Genomic DNA, 20,262 nt, shown 5'->3' with positions numbered 1-20,262 from the left:
CAAGCACTTTTCACGAGATAATAGTTGGAATCATATTAATAAGCATCTTTGTGTAGTCAGTTAACATACTAAGCATCCAAGGCATAGTAAAGATTATCATAGCTATAACTGCTAATATCTTTGGGACGAAGGCTAAAGTCATCTCATTTATCTGAGTAGTCGCTTGAAATATACTTATCAAAAGCCCCATGATAAGTGCTACTAAAAGTATGGGTAAAGCTAGATAGAGAGTTATCTTATAAGTCTCTATGGCTAAAGACATAAGTTGAGATTCCATATGCTACTTACTCCTTGTTGCTTAAATGGGTTGTTTAAAGGCGGGCAGTTTCTTGTAATATAATAATATCTTTTTAAAGGGGATTAGATGCCACAAAGTGCTATAAAACAAACACAAGACATCCTAACAAAGCTTATATCTTATAAAACCATCACTCCTAATGAAGAAGGAATCTATACTTATATAAAAAGCTTACTACCAGAGTTTGAAGTTATAGCACTAGAAAAAAACGGCGTTAAAAACCTTTTTTTATATAAAAAATATGAAAACTCTAAAATCCACCTTTGCTTTGCGGGTCATATAGACGTAGTACCACCCGGTATTGGTTGGGCAAGTGATCCTTTTAGTCCCACTCTTAAAGAAGGCTTTATCTATGGGCGTGGGACACAAGATATGAAAGGGGGTATAGCTTGCTTTTTAAGTGCTTTGCGTTCTTTTTTAGATTCTAATAAAGAGCCAAAGCACACCCTTTCTATCTTGCTAACTAGTGATGAAGAGGGCAGGGCGATTGATGGGACTTTAGAGATGTTAAAACATCTAAAAGATATAGATTTTTTACCAACTCATGCCCTAGTAGCTGAACCAACTTGTGAAAAGATTCTAGGTGATAGCATAAAAGTAGGAAGACGCGGAAGTATAAATGGAACCCTAGAACTCTTTGGAATCCAAGGCCATGCTGCCTATCCAGAAAAGTGCAGTAATCCTATAGAGCTTATAGCCTCTAGACTTTCAAAGCTTGCAGGAGTTAAGCTTGATAGTGGAGATAGCTACTTTGAGCCTTCAAGACTTATCATCACAGATATGCACGCTGGCACTGGCGTAACTAACCTTACCCCTCAAAGCTTGCGCCTACTTTTTAACGTTAGAAACTCTACCCTTACTACAAAAGAAAGCATTAAAAACTATATAGATTCTATCCTTAGTGGACTTAACTACAAGCTAGAGCTAGAAGAAGCCTCACAAAGCTTTGTCTTAAAAGATGCTAAAAATAACGCCTTTGTAAAAGCCCTAAGTGCTTGTGTAAAAAAAGTATGTGATATAACTCCAAGCCTTAACACAAAAGGTGGCACTAGTGATGCTAAGTACTTTTCACGCTTTAATGTAGAAGTAGTAGAACTAGGAGTTATAAATGATAGAATCCATGCAGTTGATGAAAGAGTATCTTTAAAAGAGCTAGATTCTTTAACTAGCATTTATTACAACCTACTAAAGACCATCCCATGAAAATGACTTTTAAGCTTTATGCATCTTTTATCAAACAAGCCTACTTAGAGTTCATCATAGCCTATATAGTAAGTGTCATCATAGTGGCCTATGCTAACTTTGCTATGCACAAGTCTGGAGGGGCTGGAGTAAGTGCTATCATACTGCTAGTAGCTATTAGCATAGTTTTTGTAGCTTTACACGTAAAGTACATATTAAAGTGGTTTCATAGGGACTTTTTTACTAGAAGTGGTTATATAACTTTTATGATCCCTGCTTCTTTTAATACCTTAATCCTTAGTAGACTCCTAGCCTTACTTACATTTTATATCATAAGTATGATTATCATCTATCTTGAGTATAGCTACTCTTATAAAAGCTACTTTGCAAACTCTGAAAGCGTTTTAAGTTTTGTTAAAAGTGCTGTAACTTACTTTTTTGAAGTGGCTACATTTTGCTTTTTGATGGTAGCTTTTAGAGATAAGCGTTTTAAGATGATGTACTGTATAGGGGCTTTTGCGTTAATTTATATCTTTATATCAATTGGCCAGTTTAGCTTTATCTACTGGCGTGTAGATGAGCTTAATGGAGATGTTACAAGCTTTTCAAGCTTTTGGTATCAAGGTGCAAAATATATCTTTAATACCTACGTAGCAGCCATAGTTTTTTATATAGTGGCATTTTTTAGACTAAAAAGCTATGAGCTTTAAAAACTTAATCTTTATCTTTTTAGCTTTTATAAGCATTTTTGCTAGCCCTCTTTTTGGGCTAGACCTTCTTCTTCTAAAGCCTTATAAACAAAGCTACATTAATGATATAAAAAAGTATCTTGTAAGTGAAAAGCTTGATGGTGTGCGTGCCTTTTATGATGGTAAAAACTTACTTAGTAAAAATGGCAATGACTTTAACTTTAAAACTTCTTTCATGCAAGGCTTTCCGCCTTTTAGGCTTGATGGCGAGCTTTACTCTAAAAAAGATAGTTTTGAAGGCATAGTTAGCATGGTAAAAACAGCTAGTCCTAATCACAACTTAAAATACTATGTCTTTGATGTGCCAGATGCTAAAGGAAGCTTAAGTGAAAGACTAGAAGTATTAAAAGACTATCTTAAAAAGCATAAAGTGCCTAATATCATAGTGATAGACCAAGTAAGGCTAACTAGTTTTAAAGCACTAGATTCCATGCTTAAAGACATAAAGGCTAAAGGAGGAGAAGGCTTAGTTATAAGAAAAGATAAAGCACCTTATACTACTTTTAGAAATGATTTTAACCTTAAGCTTAAGCCCTTTTTAGATGCTGAGTGTAGACTACTTAACTACACACTAGGGATAGAAGCTTTTAAAGCTGGCAAAGGTGCCATGGAGTGCAAGATGGAATCTAATCTTACTTTTAAGATAGGCTCAGGCTTCACTAAAGCCTTAAGAAAGAATCCTCCAGCCCTAGGCAGTCTTATAACTTATAAGTACTACTCTTTAACTAAAAACAAGATTCCAAAACACGCGGTATTTTTAAGGGTTAGAGAGGTTGAGTAAAGACACTTTTAAAACCCTATATTAAAGTATCTAACAAAGTTTAGATTTATAAAGTAGCTATTCATCAAGTAGGTTTGATTAAGCTCACCACCATTTTCATTAGGTATGCTTCTTTGGTCTTGCAAAGTAGCTAGACCTATCTTAGTAGTTAACTCTACCCTATAGCCTTTTATATTAGCCCCAAGACCAAGGATTGCAAAAGGAAGGGCGCCACTTGCTTCAGTCCTAGAGCTTATAAGTCCAAAGCTAAAACCTCCTATGCCATACATCTGAAAGCTTTGTAAGGGCAAAAAAGTAACTAAGCCTTCAACCCCTGCATCTAATAGCATAAAAAAACCTGAATAAGGCTGCTTATTTAAAACACCTCTAAGATAGTTTGCATCAAAGCCAAAAGATGCTCTAAATCCTATAAATCTATTCATAAAAGCCATATAGCCAACACCCGCATCTAGCCCAAAGCTGCCGCTATAGCCTGTATAAGTGCTAGTTTGTGCTGTTATGTCTAAGTTTCTAGTTTTGATGTTATTTATATTTGAACTAAGACCTGCTTTGTAAAAAAGACCAGAAGGAGGCGCTTCTATCCCAAAGGCACTAAGCCCGCTAAGACTTAGTAAACTAAGGCTTAAAAAAGCACTAGCTAGTGAAGCTTTAAGTGAGATCATATCGCTACTTTATGGAAGAGATTTAGTGCATTTTGCGTGCTTGTAGCAACCACTTCTTTAACTTCTAGCTTTTTAAGACTTGCTACTTTTAGGGCTATTAGATCAAGGTACTTGCTTTCATTTCTTTGACCTCTATAAGGAGTTGGGGCTAAAAAAGGTGCGTCAGTTTCAAGTAAGATCTTATTTGAATCTAAATTAGCGATTACTTCTTGGAGGTTTAGTGCGTTTTTAAAAGTACTTACTCCTCCTATGCCATAGTAAAAGTTTTCTTGGAAGTCTAAAAGCAAAGGGTTCGCATTAAAGCAGTGAAAGACGCCTTTTATAGTGGGGTAATCTCTTAAAATCCTAGCCATATCTGTGCTAGCTTCAAAGTCAGTTTTAGCATCCCTTACGTGTAAGATGACTGGCAAGTTATGCTCTAAGGCAAGCTCTAGCTGGTATCTAAAGTACTTTTCTTGCTCCTCTTTATACTCCTTAGTATAAAAGTAGTCAAGCCCGCACTCACCAACTGCTACGCACTTTTCATGAGTTATAAACTTCTCTAAAGCATCTTCATCAAAGTCTTTTATATCGTTTGGATGGATTCCTACTGCGAAGTAAACCCCTTTATTATTTTGTGCTATCTCTATAGCACGAGGCAGAGTTTTTATATCAGCACCCGGGATGATAAAAGCCCTTACGCCTGTAAGTCTTGCATTTTCTAAAACAGCTTCTAAGTCTGGCTCAAAGTCTTTAAAGTCTAGGTGTATATGAGTATCTATCATGGCTATATCTCTTTAGTATTTGGTTAGTAAAAAGGCTAATTTTATAATAAAGATACCTAAGCTAGTGGTCATAAAATCCTTTTTTAAAAGGATTTTATATTTTTTAATATTTTCTTTTCATTCTTACACTATAAAGCTTAAATATATTAGTCCATATTACACAATCATGTGCAAGAAGGTATTTAGATTAGCATGGCAATTAGATATTTTTAATTCTATATTCCAACATCTTCTTTATAGCGCTTTTACAAACAACAATCTTTTAAATTCTATCTTTTTAGATTTATGGCTTCTTTTGTTAAATCATCTCCAGTAGTAAAAGCCTTAGCATTCATAGAGTAGCCTCTTTGCATAAGGATTAAATCAGTTAAAGCAGTGCTTAAATCAACATTACTTGTCTCAACATAGCCTTGCATAATCTTGCCATTTTTCAGGTTAGAATCTTCATCCCAAACTAGCTTAGGATCCCCACTAGCAAGACCTTGCTGCCCATTAATAGTCCTTGGGTCAAGGGCGAAAAGATTCCCACCTACTTTTTTTAATCCTTGGTCATTTGCAAACATAGCAAGACCAACTCTTCCTATAGCTTCATTTTGACCATTGCTAAAACTAAGGCTGATTATCCCTTCATCATTAATCCTAACATCCCTTAACTCGCCTCTATCTTTTCCATCTTGCTTAGTCTTATTAATCCTAGAATCTGCATAGCTTTTATTAGTGCTATCTTTTAAGCTATAAACTATATCTTTGTTGTCTAAAAAAGGTATATCTAAGTCTTTAGCTATAACTTTTCCATCTTTATCAAAGCTTATAACACCTTCTGTATAGCCTTTAGAGACCATCATATGATCGCCTCCAAACTCATATATAGCACTTCTAGTATTCCAAGTTTCTGGTGTCTTTTGAGGTCCTGTATCATCGCCACTATTAACTAAAAGATAATCTGTCCTTAAAGCATACTTCTTCCCACTAGCATCAAAAACTTCCGTAGTGGTGCTATAAGTTGGGACATTTAAGTTAATCCCCAAAACGCTCTCACCCTTAGCAAAATTATCATTACTACCATTTAAGCCTAGCCTTTCAAAAAGCCTGCCACTTACTTTGATTTTCAAAGTATCATCATCAGAGTTTTTTAAAACTAAAGTACTTTTTGGGTAGATAGCCCCTTTAGCATCACGGCTTAAGTCTAAGTCAAGCCCTGTATCTCTTTGTATAAGATACTGAAGCTGACCTATGGTGTGAAACTTATTTTCCGAAGAAGTGCCATCTCCATAGCTATACTTAAACTCCTTACTAACGCCATTTTTATCTGTGATAGTTATAGTTCCATCACTATAAGCACTTGGATTAAGCATATCTTTTTCAGTATTAGCTATAGCGTTTAAGTCTTGGTTAAAAAACCTTGCTTCATTAAATACCTTGCCTTCAGTATAAGCGTTTACTATGCTTTTAAAGTTTTTAGTCCTATTTAGATTAACACTTAGGTCAACTTTAGTAGTTTCAACTGGCGCGTAACTTATATCAGGTGGAATAGCTATAGGCTTCATAACCCCAGTTGCTAGCTTTTTCAGGTCACCTTCTGGGTCTTGGCTGGCTTTAAAAGTGTCATTTTGAATCTTTCCTAAATTAACCCCATAAAGATAATAGCCTTGAGGATTTACCAAGTAGCCATCACTGTCTAGGCTAAAGTCGCCATTTCTAGTAAAAAAGTTTTGATCTGGAGAGCTTTCTTTATAGCCTTTTTTATCTATCTCAAAACTACCATTTTTATCTTTTCCAACTACTAGCCAGCCCTTACCAGTAAAAGCTACACTAGTTGGATTATCAACCTTTCTTAAGTCGCCTAGCTTAGTATCTATATTATTACTTCCGCCTGTGACGCCATAGCTAAAGTCATTATTAGTCACAGTACTAGAGTTCATGGAATCTAGATTCCTAGAAAAGAGAGTTTTAAACTCAGGAGTATTAGCCTTATAGCCATTTGTATTAACGTTAGCTATATTATTAGAGATACTATCTAAGCCGAACTGATGGGTTTTTATCCCAGAGACTGCGTTTAATAAAGTGTCATTCATATCTTTGAAAACTCCCTGTCTTACTTACGTTTATAGAAAAGCAAAAGCCGTGCCTTTTGGAGTTTTGGATTTGTGGTAATTAGATATTTCTAGATTTTATGGAATCTAATTTTTTATAGTTTTAGATTCTATATTCCAATATTTTCTTTTTTTATTATTTATTGCTTATATATTTTTTTAAATCAAAACAAGACTTTAGGCTTGTAGTTTAATAGATGATAGCGCCTTTGGTTTAAAAAGCTAAGTTCTATAAAACTAAAAAATTTTTAAATATCTAGTTACTAATACTTACTATTTAAACCTTTACTTGGCTTTGAAGGCTAGAGCTTAGTGGGCTTATGTTAAGAGGATTTTTAATACTACTTAGTGGGTCTTTATCACTGCTAGTATTAGAATCTGAACTAGTTGTATCTGCTACCTTAGGGCTATTAGCAGAGTGTTTTTTAGCCTCTTGTGCTTGCTTTTTATTTAGCTCTTCTATCTTCCTTATGCCTTCTTCTTGGGCTAGATCTCTAAGAGAATGAGTAGTATGAGGTGCTATAGCATCTAATGGCTTAGTGCTAGATGCACTCTTATCTGGCATCACAGGGCTAGTTTTATGTGAGATATTATCCGCAAGATTAGCCTTTGACAAAGGCACTTCTTTTAAAGTATCTTTAGCTGCTAGCTTAGAATCTATAACATCTACTGGCTTAGCAGCTAGGGCTTCATCTAAGCTTTTAACTTCTTGCTTTAAGGCTTCTAAAGACTTATTTTGATTAATAGCATGAGGTGGATAAAACTCCATAGCACTTTTTAGTGGCAAGACTAGCTCACCTAGTCTCATTAAAGGCACTCCCTTATCAAAGATGATACTTTGTATCTCACCACGTCCGAAGCGAGTTTCATTATACTTATTAGTGTGTTCATCAAGGTTATACTTTGCTACTATCTTGTAGTTTCCTTTAGGGACTTGCTTGCCGTTGTTATCAACACCATCCCAACTAAAGTCTAGATAGCCTTTTTGGTTGTTTTTAGAATCTAGGGATATAGTTTTTACTATGTCGTTATTTTTATCTAGTATCTCTATACTTGCTTTACCCTTACTTGCATCTATCTTATCATCAAAGTAAAGAGAGAAGTTAACCTTATCTCCTTTAAAATCTATACCCATAACGTCAGTTTCAGCTATCTTTCCTATCATAGAAACTGTATTCATAGAGTTGCTTTGTGCAGCTTGTGCCATGCTTTTAGCACTTTCTTTCATGCCTTTATCAAGCTCTTCTAGGCTTTTTTTCATCTGCCCTTGGAAGTCTCTAAGGCTTGCATTAGTCTCTTGAGTGCTTTTCATAGCAGAGGCTACTTCTTTCATAGCCTTTTTGTTTTCTTCTTGCATCTCTACTTGAGTTAACTGGGCAGTTTGAGAGATGATCTTATCAGTCTCCATGGGCGCAGTAGGGTCTTGGTTTTTAAGCTGCTCTAAGAAAAGCTTCATAAAAGCATCAGTATCCATGTCATTAGTTAGCTTGGTAGAGTGCTCTTTTTTCTTCTCAGCCTGTGCTGCTTCAAAGCCTGTGACCTTGTTTAAATCTATAGCCATGTGATGTCCTTGACTTTAGTAGTAAAGACTACAAGCTATATTTGTTCCATCTGCTCTCTTATATAGATTTTTGCTTCTTCTATATCACTAGGTAAGGTTATAGGTCCTTTAAAATAATAATCTATAGTACAAAAAGGCTTAGGTATGCTAAATCTATCCCAAGTCCTTAACTCCCAAGTCTTAGAAGACTTAACCACGCAAAGATAGATGGGCACTTTTGACTTTAAAGATAAAACTATAGCCCCTTCTTTTACATCGTGATAAGGTCCCTTTGGTCCATCAGGAGTTATAAATAAGTCCTTGCCATCTTTTAGTACTTTAAGAGATTGAATCATAGCTTTTAAGCCATCTTGATTAGTGCTTCCTCTTATAGATCTAAGCTTAAAAAGGCTTAATGTTTTTTCTATCAAGTCCCCATCACCATGAGGGCTAGTGATAAAGTAAAGGTCTTGAATCTTTTTAACCTTGTCATATAAAAAAGGCATCATCAAAAAGTTACCATGCCAGCAGATGGCTATGAAGTTAGATTCTAAAGGATCTAAGTGGTATCTTTTTTTAGAACTAATATATATAAGCCACATAAGTATATAAACTAGTGGAGGGGCTATCGCTCTTAGAATCTTTTTTTTAAGTCGTTTTAGCAAGGGGTTCCATAAAGAGTAGCATTTTTAGCATGAGTGACTTTTACGTTCACAAACTCGCCTAAGTTTATAAACTTACCTTCTATTTTAACTAAGCGGTTTGTATCACTTCTGCCTTCACTAAAGGTTTCTACTTCACTTTGCTTGTTATTTTCTATTAAGATTTTATGAATCTTGCCTAGTTCAAGCTGTGAGTTCTCAGTTAGTATCTTTTTATGTAGGTCTTGAAGTCTTTGAAGTCTTTCTTTTGCCACTTCTTTGCTAACTTTACCTTCTTCCCAAGTGCTAGCTGGAGTAAAAGGGCGAGGTGAGTAGATAAAGCTATAAAGAGTATCAAATCTAACATACTCTAAAACCTTCATAGATTCTAAAAAGTCTTCTTCACTTTCACCCACAAAGCCAACTATGATATCTGTGCTGATACCAACATCAGGCAGTAGCTTTTTAAGATAGTCTATACGGTTTAAATACCACTCTTGGCTATAGCCTCTTTTCATAGACTTTAAGATCTTAGTTGAGCCAGACTGCAAGGGGATATGGATACTTTTGCACACTTTAGGATTTTTAGCAAACTCTTCTAAAAACTCATCATCCATATGCAAAGGATGAGGACTAGTAAAGCGTATCCGCTTTAGTCCTTCTATCTTAGCTAGCTCACTTAAAAGCTTAGTAAAGTCTACTTTTGGGTGCTCTATACTAAATCTCGCACCATAATTATTAACATTTTGCCCTAGTAAAAGCAGCTCTTTTACACCCTTACTGGCTAATTTTTCTGCTTCTTTAAGTAGTAAATCCATAGGGATAGATATCTCTTTACCCCTAGTATGAGGAACTATGCAGTAAGCACAGTGTTTATCACAACCTATGCTTATATTTAAAAGGGCTTTGTAGCTTGAGTTTATATTTTGAGAAAACATATAAAGGCTATCATCATAGTTTAAGTCTACTTCAACAGCTTTTGGCTTATGGATGATAGTGCTAATCTTAGATATATTTCTAGCACCTAAGACAAAGTCTACATTTTTAGATCGTTTTAGTATCTCTTCTCCTAAGGCTGAAGCTGTGCAGCCACAGATTCCAATCTTAGCGTCTTTTTTTTTCATCTTATGAAAAACGCCTATCTCACTAAAGAGTTTTTTTTCTGGTTTTTCTCTAACTGAGCAAGTATTTATTAAGATTAAATCAGCTTGAGAAGCGTCATCTGTTAAAGTGTAGTTTTCTTTTTCTCTAAGCTCAGCTATTAGATGTTCACTATCTCTAACATTCATAGCACAGCCAAGCGTTTCTATATAAAGCTTTTTTGAAGGACTAAAGTCCTTTAAGTGTTGCATAAAGCTAGCCCTTATAAAAGGTGAAGCTCATATATATAGTCTTTTTCATCAAGACCATACTTTATCTCACGTAAAAAGCAAGTCTTACCCTTTGAAGTTAAAGTAGATATAGCTTTTTTAAGATCTTTGTCGCTGTTATCTTTGTCAAGATAAAAAATCTTACCTCTTTTGTGTTCATTTGCCACTTTTAAGATATCAGCAAGTGATTGAATCTTACAGTCTTGTTTTAAGTCCGTTCTAGCTAGTTTTAAGTCCATAAATCTTTCCTTTTATACATCTAAATTTTTAACATGTCTTGCATGCTCTTGGATATAACGTCTCCTAGGCTCTATCTCATCACCCATGAAGATATTAAATATCTCATCTGTAACTTCATCATCTTCTATTTTTACTTGTAAAAGCGTTCTATTAGTTGGGATCATAGTAGTCTCCCAAAGCTGCTCTGGGTTCATCTCACCTAGACCTTTATAACGCTGTATGTAAGCACCTTTTTTAGCACTATCTTCTATCTCTTCTAAAGTCTCTATCATATCTTTAGAATCTAAAAAGTGAAGATCTCTAGCTTTTAACTTTTGAAAGATGTTTTTAGATTCTATAAAAGTTTTATCATAAAAAAGCTCTCTATTAAGCTTTATCTCACTTAGTCCAAGGCGAGTTTGTACAAAGAGTATCACGCTGTGCTCATCTTTATGAGTATTTAAGATATTAAAATCTTTTGACTTTAAAAACTCTATAAGTTTAGATTCTAAGTTAGCATCTTCTAAATTTAAGTCATTTTCAACTAAGAATCTTAAAACCTCTTTAGTAAAGAAACGTTTTTCTAGGTCATTTAGATTAAGTCTGTAATAAGCAATTAGTTTTAATATATCTATTAAGTCTTTACTTCCAACACCTTTAAACTCATAGTTTTCTATCCCATTTTCTATTAAAAACTCACTTAAGTTTTTATCGTCTCTAAGATAGATTTCTTTCTTACCTTTTTTATATCTATAAAGTGGAGGTTGGGCTATATAGATATGACCTTGTTCAACCAAAGGCTTAAAATATCTATAAAAAAATGTCATTAATAAAGTTTGTATGTGAGAGCCATCTACATCAGCATCTGTCATAATGATGATTTTATGATATCTAAGCTTTTCGATATTAAACTCTTCACCTATCCCACAGCCAAAAGCAGTTATCATATTTTTTATCTCTTCTGATTTTAGTATGGAATCAAGGCGAGATTTTTCGACATTTAGTATCTTTCCTCTTAAAGGGAGTATGGCTTGATAGACCCTATCTCTTCCTTGCTTAGCTGAGCCTCCTGCACTATCACCTTCTACAAGATATATCTCACAGATACTTGCATCTTTACTTTGACAGTCAGCTAGTTTACCGGGCAATGTAGCAACAGATAAGGAATCTTTTTTACGAGTTAAATCACGTGCTTTTTTAGCAGCCTCCCTACCACGTGCTGCAACTACTGCTTTTTGAAATATCAGCTTTGCTTGTATAGGATTTTCTTCAAAAAACTTATTTAGTTTTTCATAAGTTAGTTTTTGAATGATTGGCTTTATAAAAGAGCTTCCTAGCTTACCTTTAGTTTGCCCTTCAAACTGAGGCTCCATAATCTTAGTTGATATGATACAAACTAGTCCTTCTCTAACATCATCGCCAGTTACTTTTACATCTTTTTCTTTAGAGCTGGCATTAGATTCTATATAGTTTAAGATAGCACGGCTTAGTCCAGCCCTAAAGCCTGCTTCATGCGTCCCACCTTCTATAGTTCTTATATTATTAACAAAGCTTAGTAGCTTTTCATCATAGCCTTCATTATAAGCTAGGGCTACTTCTATCTCAGTATCGTTTTCATTAGCTTCAAAAGTTATGATTTCTGAGATAAGTGGACGTTTGTTTATATCTTCAACAAACTGTTTTAAACCACCTTCAAACTTATAGTTTTCACGTAGTCCAGTTTCTTCATCGATAAACTCAATTTCGATTCTACGGTTTAAATAAGCCATCTCTTTAAAGCGTTTTATTAAAACAACTGGATCAAATCTCACTACTTCCATGATCTCATCATCAGGGAAAAACTCTATAGTAGTTCCAGTCTTTTTAGTAGTACCTATAACTTCTAGGGCACTTGTTGGTATACCTTTAGCAAACTCTTGTCTATAAGTTTTACCTTCTTTGTAAATTGTCATTATTAGCTTTTTAGAAAGGGCATTAACTACTGAAACACCAACACCGTGTAAGCCTCCAGAAACCTTATAAGTATCTTTATCAAACTTACCACCAGCATGGAGCACTGTTAAAACTACAGTTGCAGCCGGTAAGTTTTCAGTTGGGTGCATATCTACTGGAATCCCACGACCGTTATCTTCAACTATAGCACTGCCTTCTTTTGTAAGAGTTATCTTTATCTTAGAGCAAAAGCCAGCCATAGCCTCATCTATTGAGTTATCAACTACTTCATAAACCATATGGTGAAGCCCATTAATATTAGTATCACCTATATACATACCCGGACGTTTTCTGACCGCTTCTAGTCCTTTTAAGACTTTAATATTGCTAGCTTGATAGTCATTCATTGTGTGATGTCCTTATGATTAGTTAATAGCTAAGTTGATGAAGAGTTCTAAAAAGTTTTGATCTTTTATCAAAAATGGTTTATTTTCACTTTCAAAGTAGAAGTTTATAAACTCATTATCTATCTGCGATATACAGTCAAATATATGAGATACATTCATGCCGATTGAAAAGTCTTCTTTAATATCAGTTTTAGTATCTATAGCTATATTAGCTGAAGAGCCATTTACTCCGCTAAGTGATTTTAAGATTATTTCTTCAGGTTTAAAAGTAACTATTACTTTATCAGTTAAAACTAGTACTTTTTTTAGCCCTTGAATTAGTTCTTCTTTTTTTACTTTTACTTGGGTTAACTCAGTCTTAGGAAGTGCTTTTTTATATTCTGGAAAGTTTGCATTAATTAGCTTTATATAAAGCTCTATGTTATTACCTACAACACCTACCATGTCGTTAATTTTTATATTATTTTCTTCATTTATAGCTGAGTGTAGATATAAAGTAAAGTCATTATTAAAAACTTTTATAACTTCATTTATACTATTTTTTGAGATTATGATATTAAAGGGCTCTTTATCACTTTTTATCTCATTTTCAACTATTGCTAGCCTTTTGGAATCTGTTGCAACTATATCTAGTTTGTTGTCATTGAAATCTAAAAAGATTCCTTGCATAGCAGGGTGTACTGAAGTTGAAGAGGAGTTACAAGCATGTAGGACTTTTTGTATAGACTTTACTAAAAGGGTGTTTTCTACATTTAGTTTTTCCATATCTTCGTAGTGGTATTTAAAAGCTTTGCTTTGATGTGCGTAAATTGGCAGTTTTATCTTGCTTCTACCTTGCTTTATAACTACATACTCACCAAAAAGATCTATACTTATATCCTCATTAGAAAAAGATCTAATAGTGTTAAATAAAAGCTCACCATTTATCGCACAGATGAATTCTTCATTACTATTACTTTTAAAGTCTTTTATATCTATGAAGCTTCTTATGTAGATTACTTGATTATAAGCTTCTACTACTAACTTTGCATTTTCTATTCTTAAGAATATATTAGAAGTTATCTCAATAACTTTTTTGTTTAATGCATTTTGTGAGTTTGCTAGAGTGTTTTCAAATAGATTCTTATCTAGTTTTATACTCGCTTTTGAAACTTCCATTTTTTCTCCTATATAGATATATAAATATATATTAGTAATAGTATGTGTGTGAATTATTTCTAATATTCTAACTTTTTTTTGTTTAAAACATCTATTTTATGTGTTTTAAAGTGAAATATCTTTTAGTTTTAACCTGTGCCAAACCCTATTGTTTTAATCACTTTTTACTCACACATTACTCACGTATGTAATTGTTTGAATTTAGCTTTTAGCTTTTTATCTGGCTTATTATTTCATTTATTATCATTTTTGTTTGTTCATTTTCTTCTATCTCTTTGGCTATGGTTTTCATTTGTTTGCTAACTGAGCTATGATCTTTCATATTTAGCTCTTTGGCGATACTTGGCATACTTTCATTAACTAGGCTTCTTAGTATGTAGACACAGACCTTTCTTGCAAAGGCTATATTTTTTAGTCTCTTTTTAGATTTTAGATCCATAGGCTTTATGTTTAGATTCTGACAGACAGCTTTTATAATATTAGCTGTTGTTATTTTGTCTTTATTGTTTGTGTTTTTATTATCTAGGGATCTTTTTACCATGTTTATGTCTATTTTTTGTTCAGATATTAAGCTCATAGTTTTTATCTCTGAGATTATCCCTTCTATCTTTCTTATATTTGAACCCATATTATTTGCTATATAGTCAATGATATATTCATCAATATTTATTCTATTAAGCTCACATTTTTGCCTTATGATATCTATTTTTACACTTATCTCAGGGGGGAGTATTTGAGTTATAAGAGAGCCTTCGATGCGTGATTTAAGTCTATCTTTAAGTCCTATCATCTCAGCAGGAGAGACATCACTAGTCATAACTATCTTTTTTTTATCTTTTTGAAGTTGTTCAAAAGTATGAAAAAATTCATCTTGAATCTTTTCTTTAGCTTTAAAAAAAGCTATATCATCAATTAGTAAGTAGTCGCAATTTCTATATCTTTCATGAAAAAGATCCATAGTTTTTGTGCTTAGTCTTTTCATGTAGTCGTTTAAAAACATCTCTGCAGTTATAAATATAACTTTAGATTCTGGTTTATTTTCAGTGACATACTTTCCTATAGCATTAAGAAGATGGGTTTTTCCAAGACCAGTGTTGCCATAGATTAAGACAGTCTTCCAGTCATAGTTGCTAACCATGGCTATATCTTTACATACATTATAGGCAGCATTATTGCTCTTTCCTACTACAAAGTTATCAAAGGTTAAAAGATCACTTAAGTCATTATTATTAGCTTTTGTTCCAAAGGGTTTAGATTTAGTAAAGGTTTTATTAGCTTTTACTTGTATGGTAATCTCAGCTTTTACATTAGTAGTCATTTCTACAATGTTAAGCATCTTTTCTAAGTAGTTTTGCCTTATCCAGTTTGCTATGAAGATATTTGGTGTGTCAAATATTATAATAGATGCTCCAGAGTTGTTTTTATCATACTTTAGAGTGCTTAGATACTGCTCATACTCTTGTTTTGGAATCTCACTTTTTAGTTTTTTTAGTATTTCATCCCCATTCATTGCTTCTTGCCTTAATGTAAACTTGTGATATCGTTTTTATATAGTATAAAGTTTGTTCTAAATATCAAATAAAATATGTGACTAACTGATATTTTTATGTGACTAATATGTGAATAATTAGTAAAAAATATGTGACTAACTAGTAAAAAATATGTGATAAAACAGTGAGTAACTAGCAAAAACTTATCTTACTACTATAAGTAAGCCTAGCTTGTTTAGTGCCTAATATTTGGGGGTTTAAGAGTATTAAATTTTGATATTAGGTTTTAATATTTATCATGTATAAGGTGATGTGGTAGATAGTTTTAGATTCTATAAGTTTATAGAATCTATTTTTTACTAAAGTATATTTCATCTATTTTTAGTTAAAAAACTAGAAATATTTAAAGTGGTATATTAAGAAAGTGTTTTGATAAATTAAAATTTTAAAATAGTAGATTTTCACACATCAAGGCTTTAAAAGGAGATACGTGACTATACTAGGCATAGACCCCGGCAGTAGAAACTGTGGCTATGGGGTTATAAAAGTAGAAGATAAAAAGCCTAGTCTCATAGATGCAGGTATCATAAAGATAGAAACTAGGATTTTACAGCATCAAATAAGCGAGTTTATAGAAGGAATTGACCTAATCTTAAAAAGTAACCCCATAGATGAGGTGGCTATAGAAGATATATTTTTTGCCTATAACCCAAAGACTGTTATAAAACTAGCTCAGTTTCGAGGTGCTATAAGTTTAAAAATCCTCCAAGATGTAGGTAACTTTTCAGAGTACACTGCTTTGCAGGTTAAAAAAGCTTTAACTGGTAATGGCAAGGCTAGCAAGGAGCAAGTGGCATTTATGGTTAAGCGTATACTTAATTGCAACTTTAGCTCTAAGTTCCTTGATGTAACTGATGCCTTAGCTGTAGCCCTTACTCACTTTAATGCTAGAAGGTTTTAAAAAGTTTTAGATTTATTAACCCCTCTTATCAAAACAATAAAAAGCAAAGCTTGATGGCTAAGCCTAAGCCTTAAAAAAGAAAAGAGTTTTTAAGGATGTTTGGTTTGAATATAGAATCTAAAAATATTTAATCTAACAAATCCTTATAAAGTCTAGCCCTTAACCTTACTATATCAAAGTCATCTAGCTTATCTATAGGCTTACTTAAATCAAGTCTTATACCTTCCATAAGGTCTTTTTTATTATCTATCTCACAGTAAAAGTTTATATCTATGTAATTATTTGTTGTTATAACTTCTATGCTTTTATTGGTCTTAGTATTAGGAGTAAAGCTTACAAAGTTTGAAAGCTCAGCTTGCAAGGCTAGTGCTACACTAGAGTTAGAATCTATACCCTTAGTCTTAAAACTAAACTCTGGCTTTTGTAGTATAAGACTATATAAGTTATCAATCTTACTTAGATTTTCATAGTGTAGTCCAAGGCTTTGTAAGGTGAGGTTGGCACTTAAAGCCTTTTTAGCTAGCTCTTTAAACTTATCTCTATCTTTTAGTCTAACTCCACAAGCAGTGTTTAAAGCAAGTGCCTTAGTAGAGTAGCTTACTACTTTGTCACTTAGCTGTTTTTCTAGGCTAAGGCGACTAAGGTGTACTCTTATAAAAACTACTCTTTCTCCATTAAGCTTTATGTACTTGATAGTATCTACTTCTATATTTTTTAGATTCCTCGCCTCTGTGCTTAGGACTATGTTTTGAGTTTGTTTGCTAGAAGTTATGCCATTTTCTGTGTTAGCTAGGAAGTTTTGACTTGACTTAAGGCTTACATCTATGCTGCTTACTAGGTCTTTTATAGCACTTTTTTTAGCATCTTCATAGTTTGCCCCAGTTGCCATGCCATAAAGAAAGGCTGGGTCTTTTGGGGGATTAAGACTATTAAAAGTATTACTGCAAGCTATAAACACTAAAGCTATGATGACTAAAAAGACACTTTTCATATTCGCCATCTCCTTGGCTTAGATTTTTTGTGCTTTGCTAGTATATAACATGCTACAATCTTTGCTAGTGCCAAAGAGCGTTTATGTGCTAACTTAAGTAAAAACATCAAGCGTGTTTTAGTATAAGAATCTTAAGATTAAGGATGTGCATGTTGCAAGTTAAAGATTTAAAACTTTTAAGCATAAAAGACTTTGCAAATGAAAATATTTTTGTCTTAGAGCTAGAAGGTCTAGCTAGTAAGATCTGGCATGAGTGTTATAAAGGCATATTAAGCAATGCCCAGATTGACTACATGTTAGAAAACTTTTATAGCAAAGAAAGTTTATTAAAAGCCTTAGCTGAAGGCTATGTTTTTTATATCATACAAAAGCAGCATGTTAGTCTTGGATATCTTGGCTTAAAGGTTGCAAAGTGTGACTTTGTAGATGAGGTTAAAAGTAGCTGTAAAAAGTCAGTTTTTATAGATAAGCTTTATATTAAAAAAGAGCATAGAGGAGAGAAGATAGCTTATAAGCTTTTAAAAAGTTTAGAAGAAAACTTTCAGATACTTTGGCTTTATGTTAATAAAAATAATGTCTCTGCTATAAGTTTTTATGAAAAGTTTGGGTTTAAAAACATTTACTCAGTTAAAAAAGATATAGGTGGGGGCTACTTTATGGATGATTATGTTTATGTCTATGAGGGTTAGAATCTTTTTTCTATCTAGCTTCTTTTTGCTTTTATGTTCTCCTTTTTTAAAAGCAGATTCTTTAACTTTGCATAATGAAAAAGTGATTAAGGCCTTTGCTAAAGCCCCACCAAAAAATATGGGCTTTATAGGAGTTTATGCAGAAATCCCAGCTCTTTTTGACAACTGGGACAAGGTTAAAGGTCTTGGAAGCTATGGCTTTTCTAGTGATTTAGTAAAAGCTAGCCTTAAAAACCAAAAGCTAGTAAGGTTTAGTGACTCCCACTCTGAAGCACTAAATGCTGAGTTATTAATAAAGCTTGATATGAACTTTCTTGTCTTATATGGAGGTGCACCTAAGCTAGATTATCTCTATGACAAGCTTCATATTAATACCTATCTTACAAACTGGTCTAGCGTAGAAGATGTTATGAGTGATATTAAAAACTTTGGAAGCATCTTTCATGAGGAGCAAAAAACAAAGGACTTTTTAGATGAAAGTAATGCAATCTATCATCTAATAGATTCTAAAACTAAAGGCTTAAAAAAGCCTCGCGTTGCTTATATCTTTCGTGAGGTTAATATAGTTAGTGGAAGAGGAGGGCTAGATAGCTCTATATTAAAGTACGCAAAAGTTAATAATATAGCCCTGCCTTATGTCGCTTCAAATCGCGGCTATATAGAGTTAGAAAGGCTTATAAAACTAGATCCTGACTACATATTTATATGGTGGATAAGTGCTTTAAGTCCAAGTGACTTATATAAAGATAAAAGGCTTAGAGATATGAAAGCTATCAAAGAAAGGCATGTTTTTAGGATGCCGGGCATTGATCTAGGGGGGCCAAGGATGGCATTAATCTCTCTTTTTGTAGCAAGCAAGACTTATCCTAGTGCTTTTAAAGATGTAGACTTAAAAGCCCTTGAAAGAAGCTACTATGATAAACTTTTCCCTAACATTGATAGATCTAAAATCCACTATATCTTTAACTAAAGGACTAACCCCATGCTTACAAAACGCATCATCCCTTGCCTTGATATAAAAGAAGGAAGGGTGGTAAAAGGAGTAAACTTTGTAGGGCTAAAAGATGCTGGTAGCCCTCTAGAAGTCTCAAAACGCTATAACGAGATGGGGGCAGATGAGCTAGTGTTTTTAGATATAAACGCAAGCCATGAAAAGCGAAGTGCCACTTTAAGCACTATAGAAGAAGTCGCAAGTAATGTCTTTATACCTTTGACCATAGGAGGGGGTATATCTTTGATTGAAGATATATCTGTGCTTTTAAATACTGGCTGCGATAAGATAAGCCTTAACTCTAAAGCCTTAGAAAATCCTAGCCTTGTAAAAGAAAGTGCTAAAGTCTTTGGAAGCTCTTGCACGGTTGTAGCAGTAGATGTAAGGTGGGATGGGAGTAAGTTTTGCGTTTTTAGTCATGGTGGTAGGACTGATACAGGGCGTGAGATGAAAGAGTGGTTAAAAGAGGTTCAAGACTTAGGGGCTGGAGAGGTGCTTTTAACTTCTATGGATAAAGATGGCACAAAGTCTGGCTTTGATCTAAAAGCCCTTGATCTTGCAAGCAGTGTGCTAAAAGTGCCTTTAATTGCTAGTGGTGGGGCTGGAGTAAAAGAGCACTTTTTAGAAGTCTTTTTAAAATGTGATGTTGATGCTGCCTTAGCAGCAAGCGTTTTTCACTACCATGAGATAGATATAAGTGAGCTTAAAAACTACCTTAAGAGTAATGGCATAGAGGTAAGACTGTGAGCTTTTTTTGTGCTGGGGTTAATAGTAGCCATAAAGATGTAAGTGAAACTTTTAGCTTTGCACATCCTATAGGTATAGGCCTAGTTCAAAGTGCTATTAATCTAACAAGATACTGTTTGATGAATCCAAGCTTAGATTCTATAGTCTTTGTAGGCAGTGCAGGGAGCTATGATAAAAATTTAAAAATTGGCGATATCTGCTTATCAACTAGTGCTTTTAATATAGAATCTTGCTTTATAAAAGGTGAGTGCTATACCCCTTTAGCTTGCCACGTAGCACTAGAAAACTTAGAGCTTAAAAGCTTAGAGCCTTTAAACTTACCAAAACTTCAAGTTAATTCAAGCAACTATATAACAAACATAGATTCTTTAAATACAGCCTTTATAAATGCAAACATAGCCTTAGAAAACATGGAGTTTTTTAGTGTTTTAAGCGTGGCACAAAGCTTTAACCTCCCAGCTTTTGGAATCTTTGGTATAACTAACTATGTAGGCAAAGACGCTTTTAGTGAGTTTAGAACAAATCACGCAAGTATAAAAAAGCTTTTAGAATCTTTTGTGCAAAAAGAGATACTAGATAAAAGGAAGCAGCATTAGT

Annotated in this window: 19 protein-coding genes and 1 pseudogene; 8 read left to right on the top strand and 12 right to left on the bottom strand. The window is 33.7% G+C overall.

All coding sequences use genetic code 11. From position 1 onward, the window contains the following. Positions 1-10: 10 nt before the first annotated feature. Entirely contained in the window at positions 11-277 is a 267-nt protein-coding gene (gene fliQ / locus BKH40_RS01835) for a flagellar biosynthesis protein FliQ (RefSeq protein WP_095276347.1), read from the bottom strand. A gap of 87 nt (positions 278-364) precedes the next feature. Between fliQ and dapE the strand changes: the two genes are divergently transcribed. The 3 genes from dapE to BKH40_RS01820 are packed head-to-tail and all read left to right on the top strand — an operon-like array spanning position 365 to position 3,010. After that, positions 365-1,501 (top strand): succinyl-diaminopimelate desuccinylase, encoded by a 1,137-nt coding sequence (gene dapE / locus BKH40_RS01830; protein ID WP_095276345.1) that lies wholly within the window; start codon positions 365-367, stop codon positions 1,499-1,501. Continuing rightward, positions 1,498-2,190, top strand: coding sequence for a hypothetical protein (locus BKH40_RS01825; protein ID WP_095276342.1), 693 nt, complete (start codon positions 1,498-1,500; stop codon positions 2,188-2,190). The genes dapE and BKH40_RS01825 overlap by 4 nt, the downstream gene beginning before the upstream one ends. Continuing rightward, positions 2,180-3,010, top strand: coding sequence for a DNA ligase (locus BKH40_RS01820; RefSeq protein WP_095276340.1), 831 nt, complete (start codon positions 2,180-2,182; stop codon positions 3,008-3,010). Before BKH40_RS01825 ends, BKH40_RS01820 begins: the two co-directional genes overlap by 11 nt. A gap of 8 nt (positions 3,011-3,018) precedes the next feature. On the opposite strand, the gene BKH40_RS01815 is transcribed toward BKH40_RS01820, so the two are convergent. The 10 genes and pseudogenes from BKH40_RS01815 to dnaA all read right to left on the bottom strand — a co-directional run bounded on the left by BKH40_RS01815 (position 3,019) and on the right by dnaA (position 15,306). Then, entirely contained in the window at positions 3,019-3,672 is a 654-nt protein-coding gene (locus BKH40_RS01815; protein ID WP_095276337.1) for a hypothetical protein, read from the bottom strand. Then, on the bottom strand, positions 3,669-4,436 hold the full coding sequence (locus BKH40_RS01810) for a TatD family hydrolase (protein ID WP_095276332.1): 768 nt from the start codon (positions 4,434-4,436) through the stop codon (positions 3,669-3,671). Before BKH40_RS01810 ends, BKH40_RS01815 begins: the two co-directional genes overlap by 4 nt. A gap of 269 nt (positions 4,437-4,705) precedes the next feature. Further along, the gene (locus BKH40_RS01805) at positions 4,706-6,511 is read right to left on the bottom strand and encodes a flagellar hook-basal body complex protein (protein ID WP_095276330.1); all 1,806 of its coding nucleotides are present in this window, start codon (positions 6,509-6,511) and stop codon (positions 4,706-4,708) included. 769 nt (positions 6,512-7,280) lie between these two features. Beyond that, positions 7,281-8,090, bottom strand: a pseudogene (gene flgD / locus BKH40_RS08925) (flagellar hook assembly protein FlgD); the annotation flags it as partial. A gap of 35 nt (positions 8,091-8,125) precedes the next feature. Next, on the bottom strand, positions 8,126-8,734 hold the full coding sequence (locus tag BKH40_RS01795; RefSeq protein WP_095276324.1) for a lysophospholipid acyltransferase family protein: 609 nt from the start codon (positions 8,732-8,734) through the stop codon (positions 8,126-8,128). After that, positions 8,728-10,062 (bottom strand): tRNA (N6-isopentenyl adenosine(37)-C2)-methylthiotransferase MiaB, encoded by a 1,335-nt coding sequence (miaB, locus tag BKH40_RS01790; protein ID WP_095276322.1) that lies wholly within the window; start codon positions 10,060-10,062, stop codon positions 8,728-8,730. The genes BKH40_RS01795 and miaB overlap by 7 nt, the downstream gene beginning before the upstream one ends. Before the next feature lie 11 nt (positions 10,063-10,073). After that, a complete protein-coding gene (locus BKH40_RS01785; protein WP_095276319.1) occupies positions 10,074-10,319 on the bottom strand; it encodes an HP0268 family nuclease in 246 nt (81 codons plus the stop codon). Positions 10,320-10,331: 12 nt separating this feature from the next. Beyond that, complete coding sequence (gene gyrB / locus BKH40_RS01780; protein WP_095276316.1) at positions 10,332-12,638, bottom strand: DNA topoisomerase (ATP-hydrolyzing) subunit B; 2,307 nt, start codon at positions 12,636-12,638, stop codon at positions 10,332-10,334. 18 nt (positions 12,639-12,656) lie between these two features. Then, the gene (gene dnaN / locus BKH40_RS01775; RefSeq protein ID WP_095276313.1) at positions 12,657-13,796 is read right to left on the bottom strand and encodes a DNA polymerase III subunit beta; all 1,140 of its coding nucleotides are present in this window, start codon (positions 13,794-13,796) and stop codon (positions 12,657-12,659) included. Between the two features lie 208 nt (positions 13,797-14,004). After that, positions 14,005-15,306 carry a chromosomal replication initiator protein DnaA gene (gene dnaA / locus BKH40_RS01770; RefSeq protein ID WP_095276312.1) on the bottom strand — a complete coding sequence of 434 codons (1,302 nt, stop codon included), beginning with the start codon at positions 15,304-15,306 and terminating at the stop codon, positions 14,005-14,007. Positions 15,307-15,776: 470 nt separating this feature from the next. Between dnaA and ruvC the strand changes: the two genes are divergently transcribed. Beyond that, positions 15,777-16,247, top strand: a complete 471-nt coding sequence (gene ruvC, locus BKH40_RS01765; RefSeq protein ID WP_095276310.1) for a crossover junction endodeoxyribonuclease RuvC — start codon at positions 15,777-15,779, stop codon at positions 16,245-16,247. A 127-nt stretch (positions 16,248-16,374) separates the two neighbouring features. Here ruvC and BKH40_RS01760 read toward each other — a convergent pair whose 3' ends face one another. Beyond that, positions 16,375-17,247, bottom strand: coding sequence for an LPP20 family lipoprotein (locus tag BKH40_RS01760; RefSeq protein WP_095276308.1), 873 nt, complete (start codon positions 17,245-17,247; stop codon positions 16,375-16,377). Between the two features lie 140 nt (positions 17,248-17,387). Between BKH40_RS01760 and BKH40_RS01755 the strand changes: the two genes are divergently transcribed. From BKH40_RS01755 to BKH40_RS01740, 4 genes are read left to right on the top strand one after another with little or no spacing between them, the layout of a single operon-like run. Beyond that, positions 17,388-17,927, top strand: coding sequence for a GNAT family N-acetyltransferase (locus BKH40_RS01755; RefSeq protein WP_180675062.1), 540 nt, complete (start codon positions 17,388-17,390; stop codon positions 17,925-17,927). After that, positions 17,905-18,897: an ABC transporter substrate-binding protein gene (locus BKH40_RS01750; protein WP_180675060.1), complete on the top strand. Its 993-nt coding sequence runs from the start codon at positions 17,905-17,907 to the stop codon at positions 18,895-18,897. The genes BKH40_RS01755 and BKH40_RS01750 overlap by 23 nt, the downstream gene beginning before the upstream one ends. Positions 18,898-18,909: 12 nt before the next feature. Further along, entirely contained in the window at positions 18,910-19,665 is a 756-nt protein-coding gene (hisF, locus tag BKH40_RS01745) for an imidazole glycerol phosphate synthase subunit HisF (protein ID WP_095276303.1), read from the top strand. After that, on the top strand, positions 19,662-20,261 hold the full coding sequence (locus BKH40_RS01740) for a purine-nucleoside phosphorylase (RefSeq protein ID WP_095276301.1): 600 nt from the start codon (positions 19,662-19,664) through the stop codon (positions 20,259-20,261). Before hisF ends, BKH40_RS01740 begins: the two co-directional genes overlap by 4 nt. Position 20,262: the final 1 nt, after the last annotated feature.

The organism is Helicobacter sp. 11S02629-2 (assembly GCF_002272875.1).
Lineage (GTDB): Bacteria > Campylobacterota > Campylobacteria > Campylobacterales > Helicobacteraceae > Helicobacter_I.
Note: the sequence above shows the minus strand (reverse complement) of the source record. Positions and strands in the feature narration are given on the sequence as shown.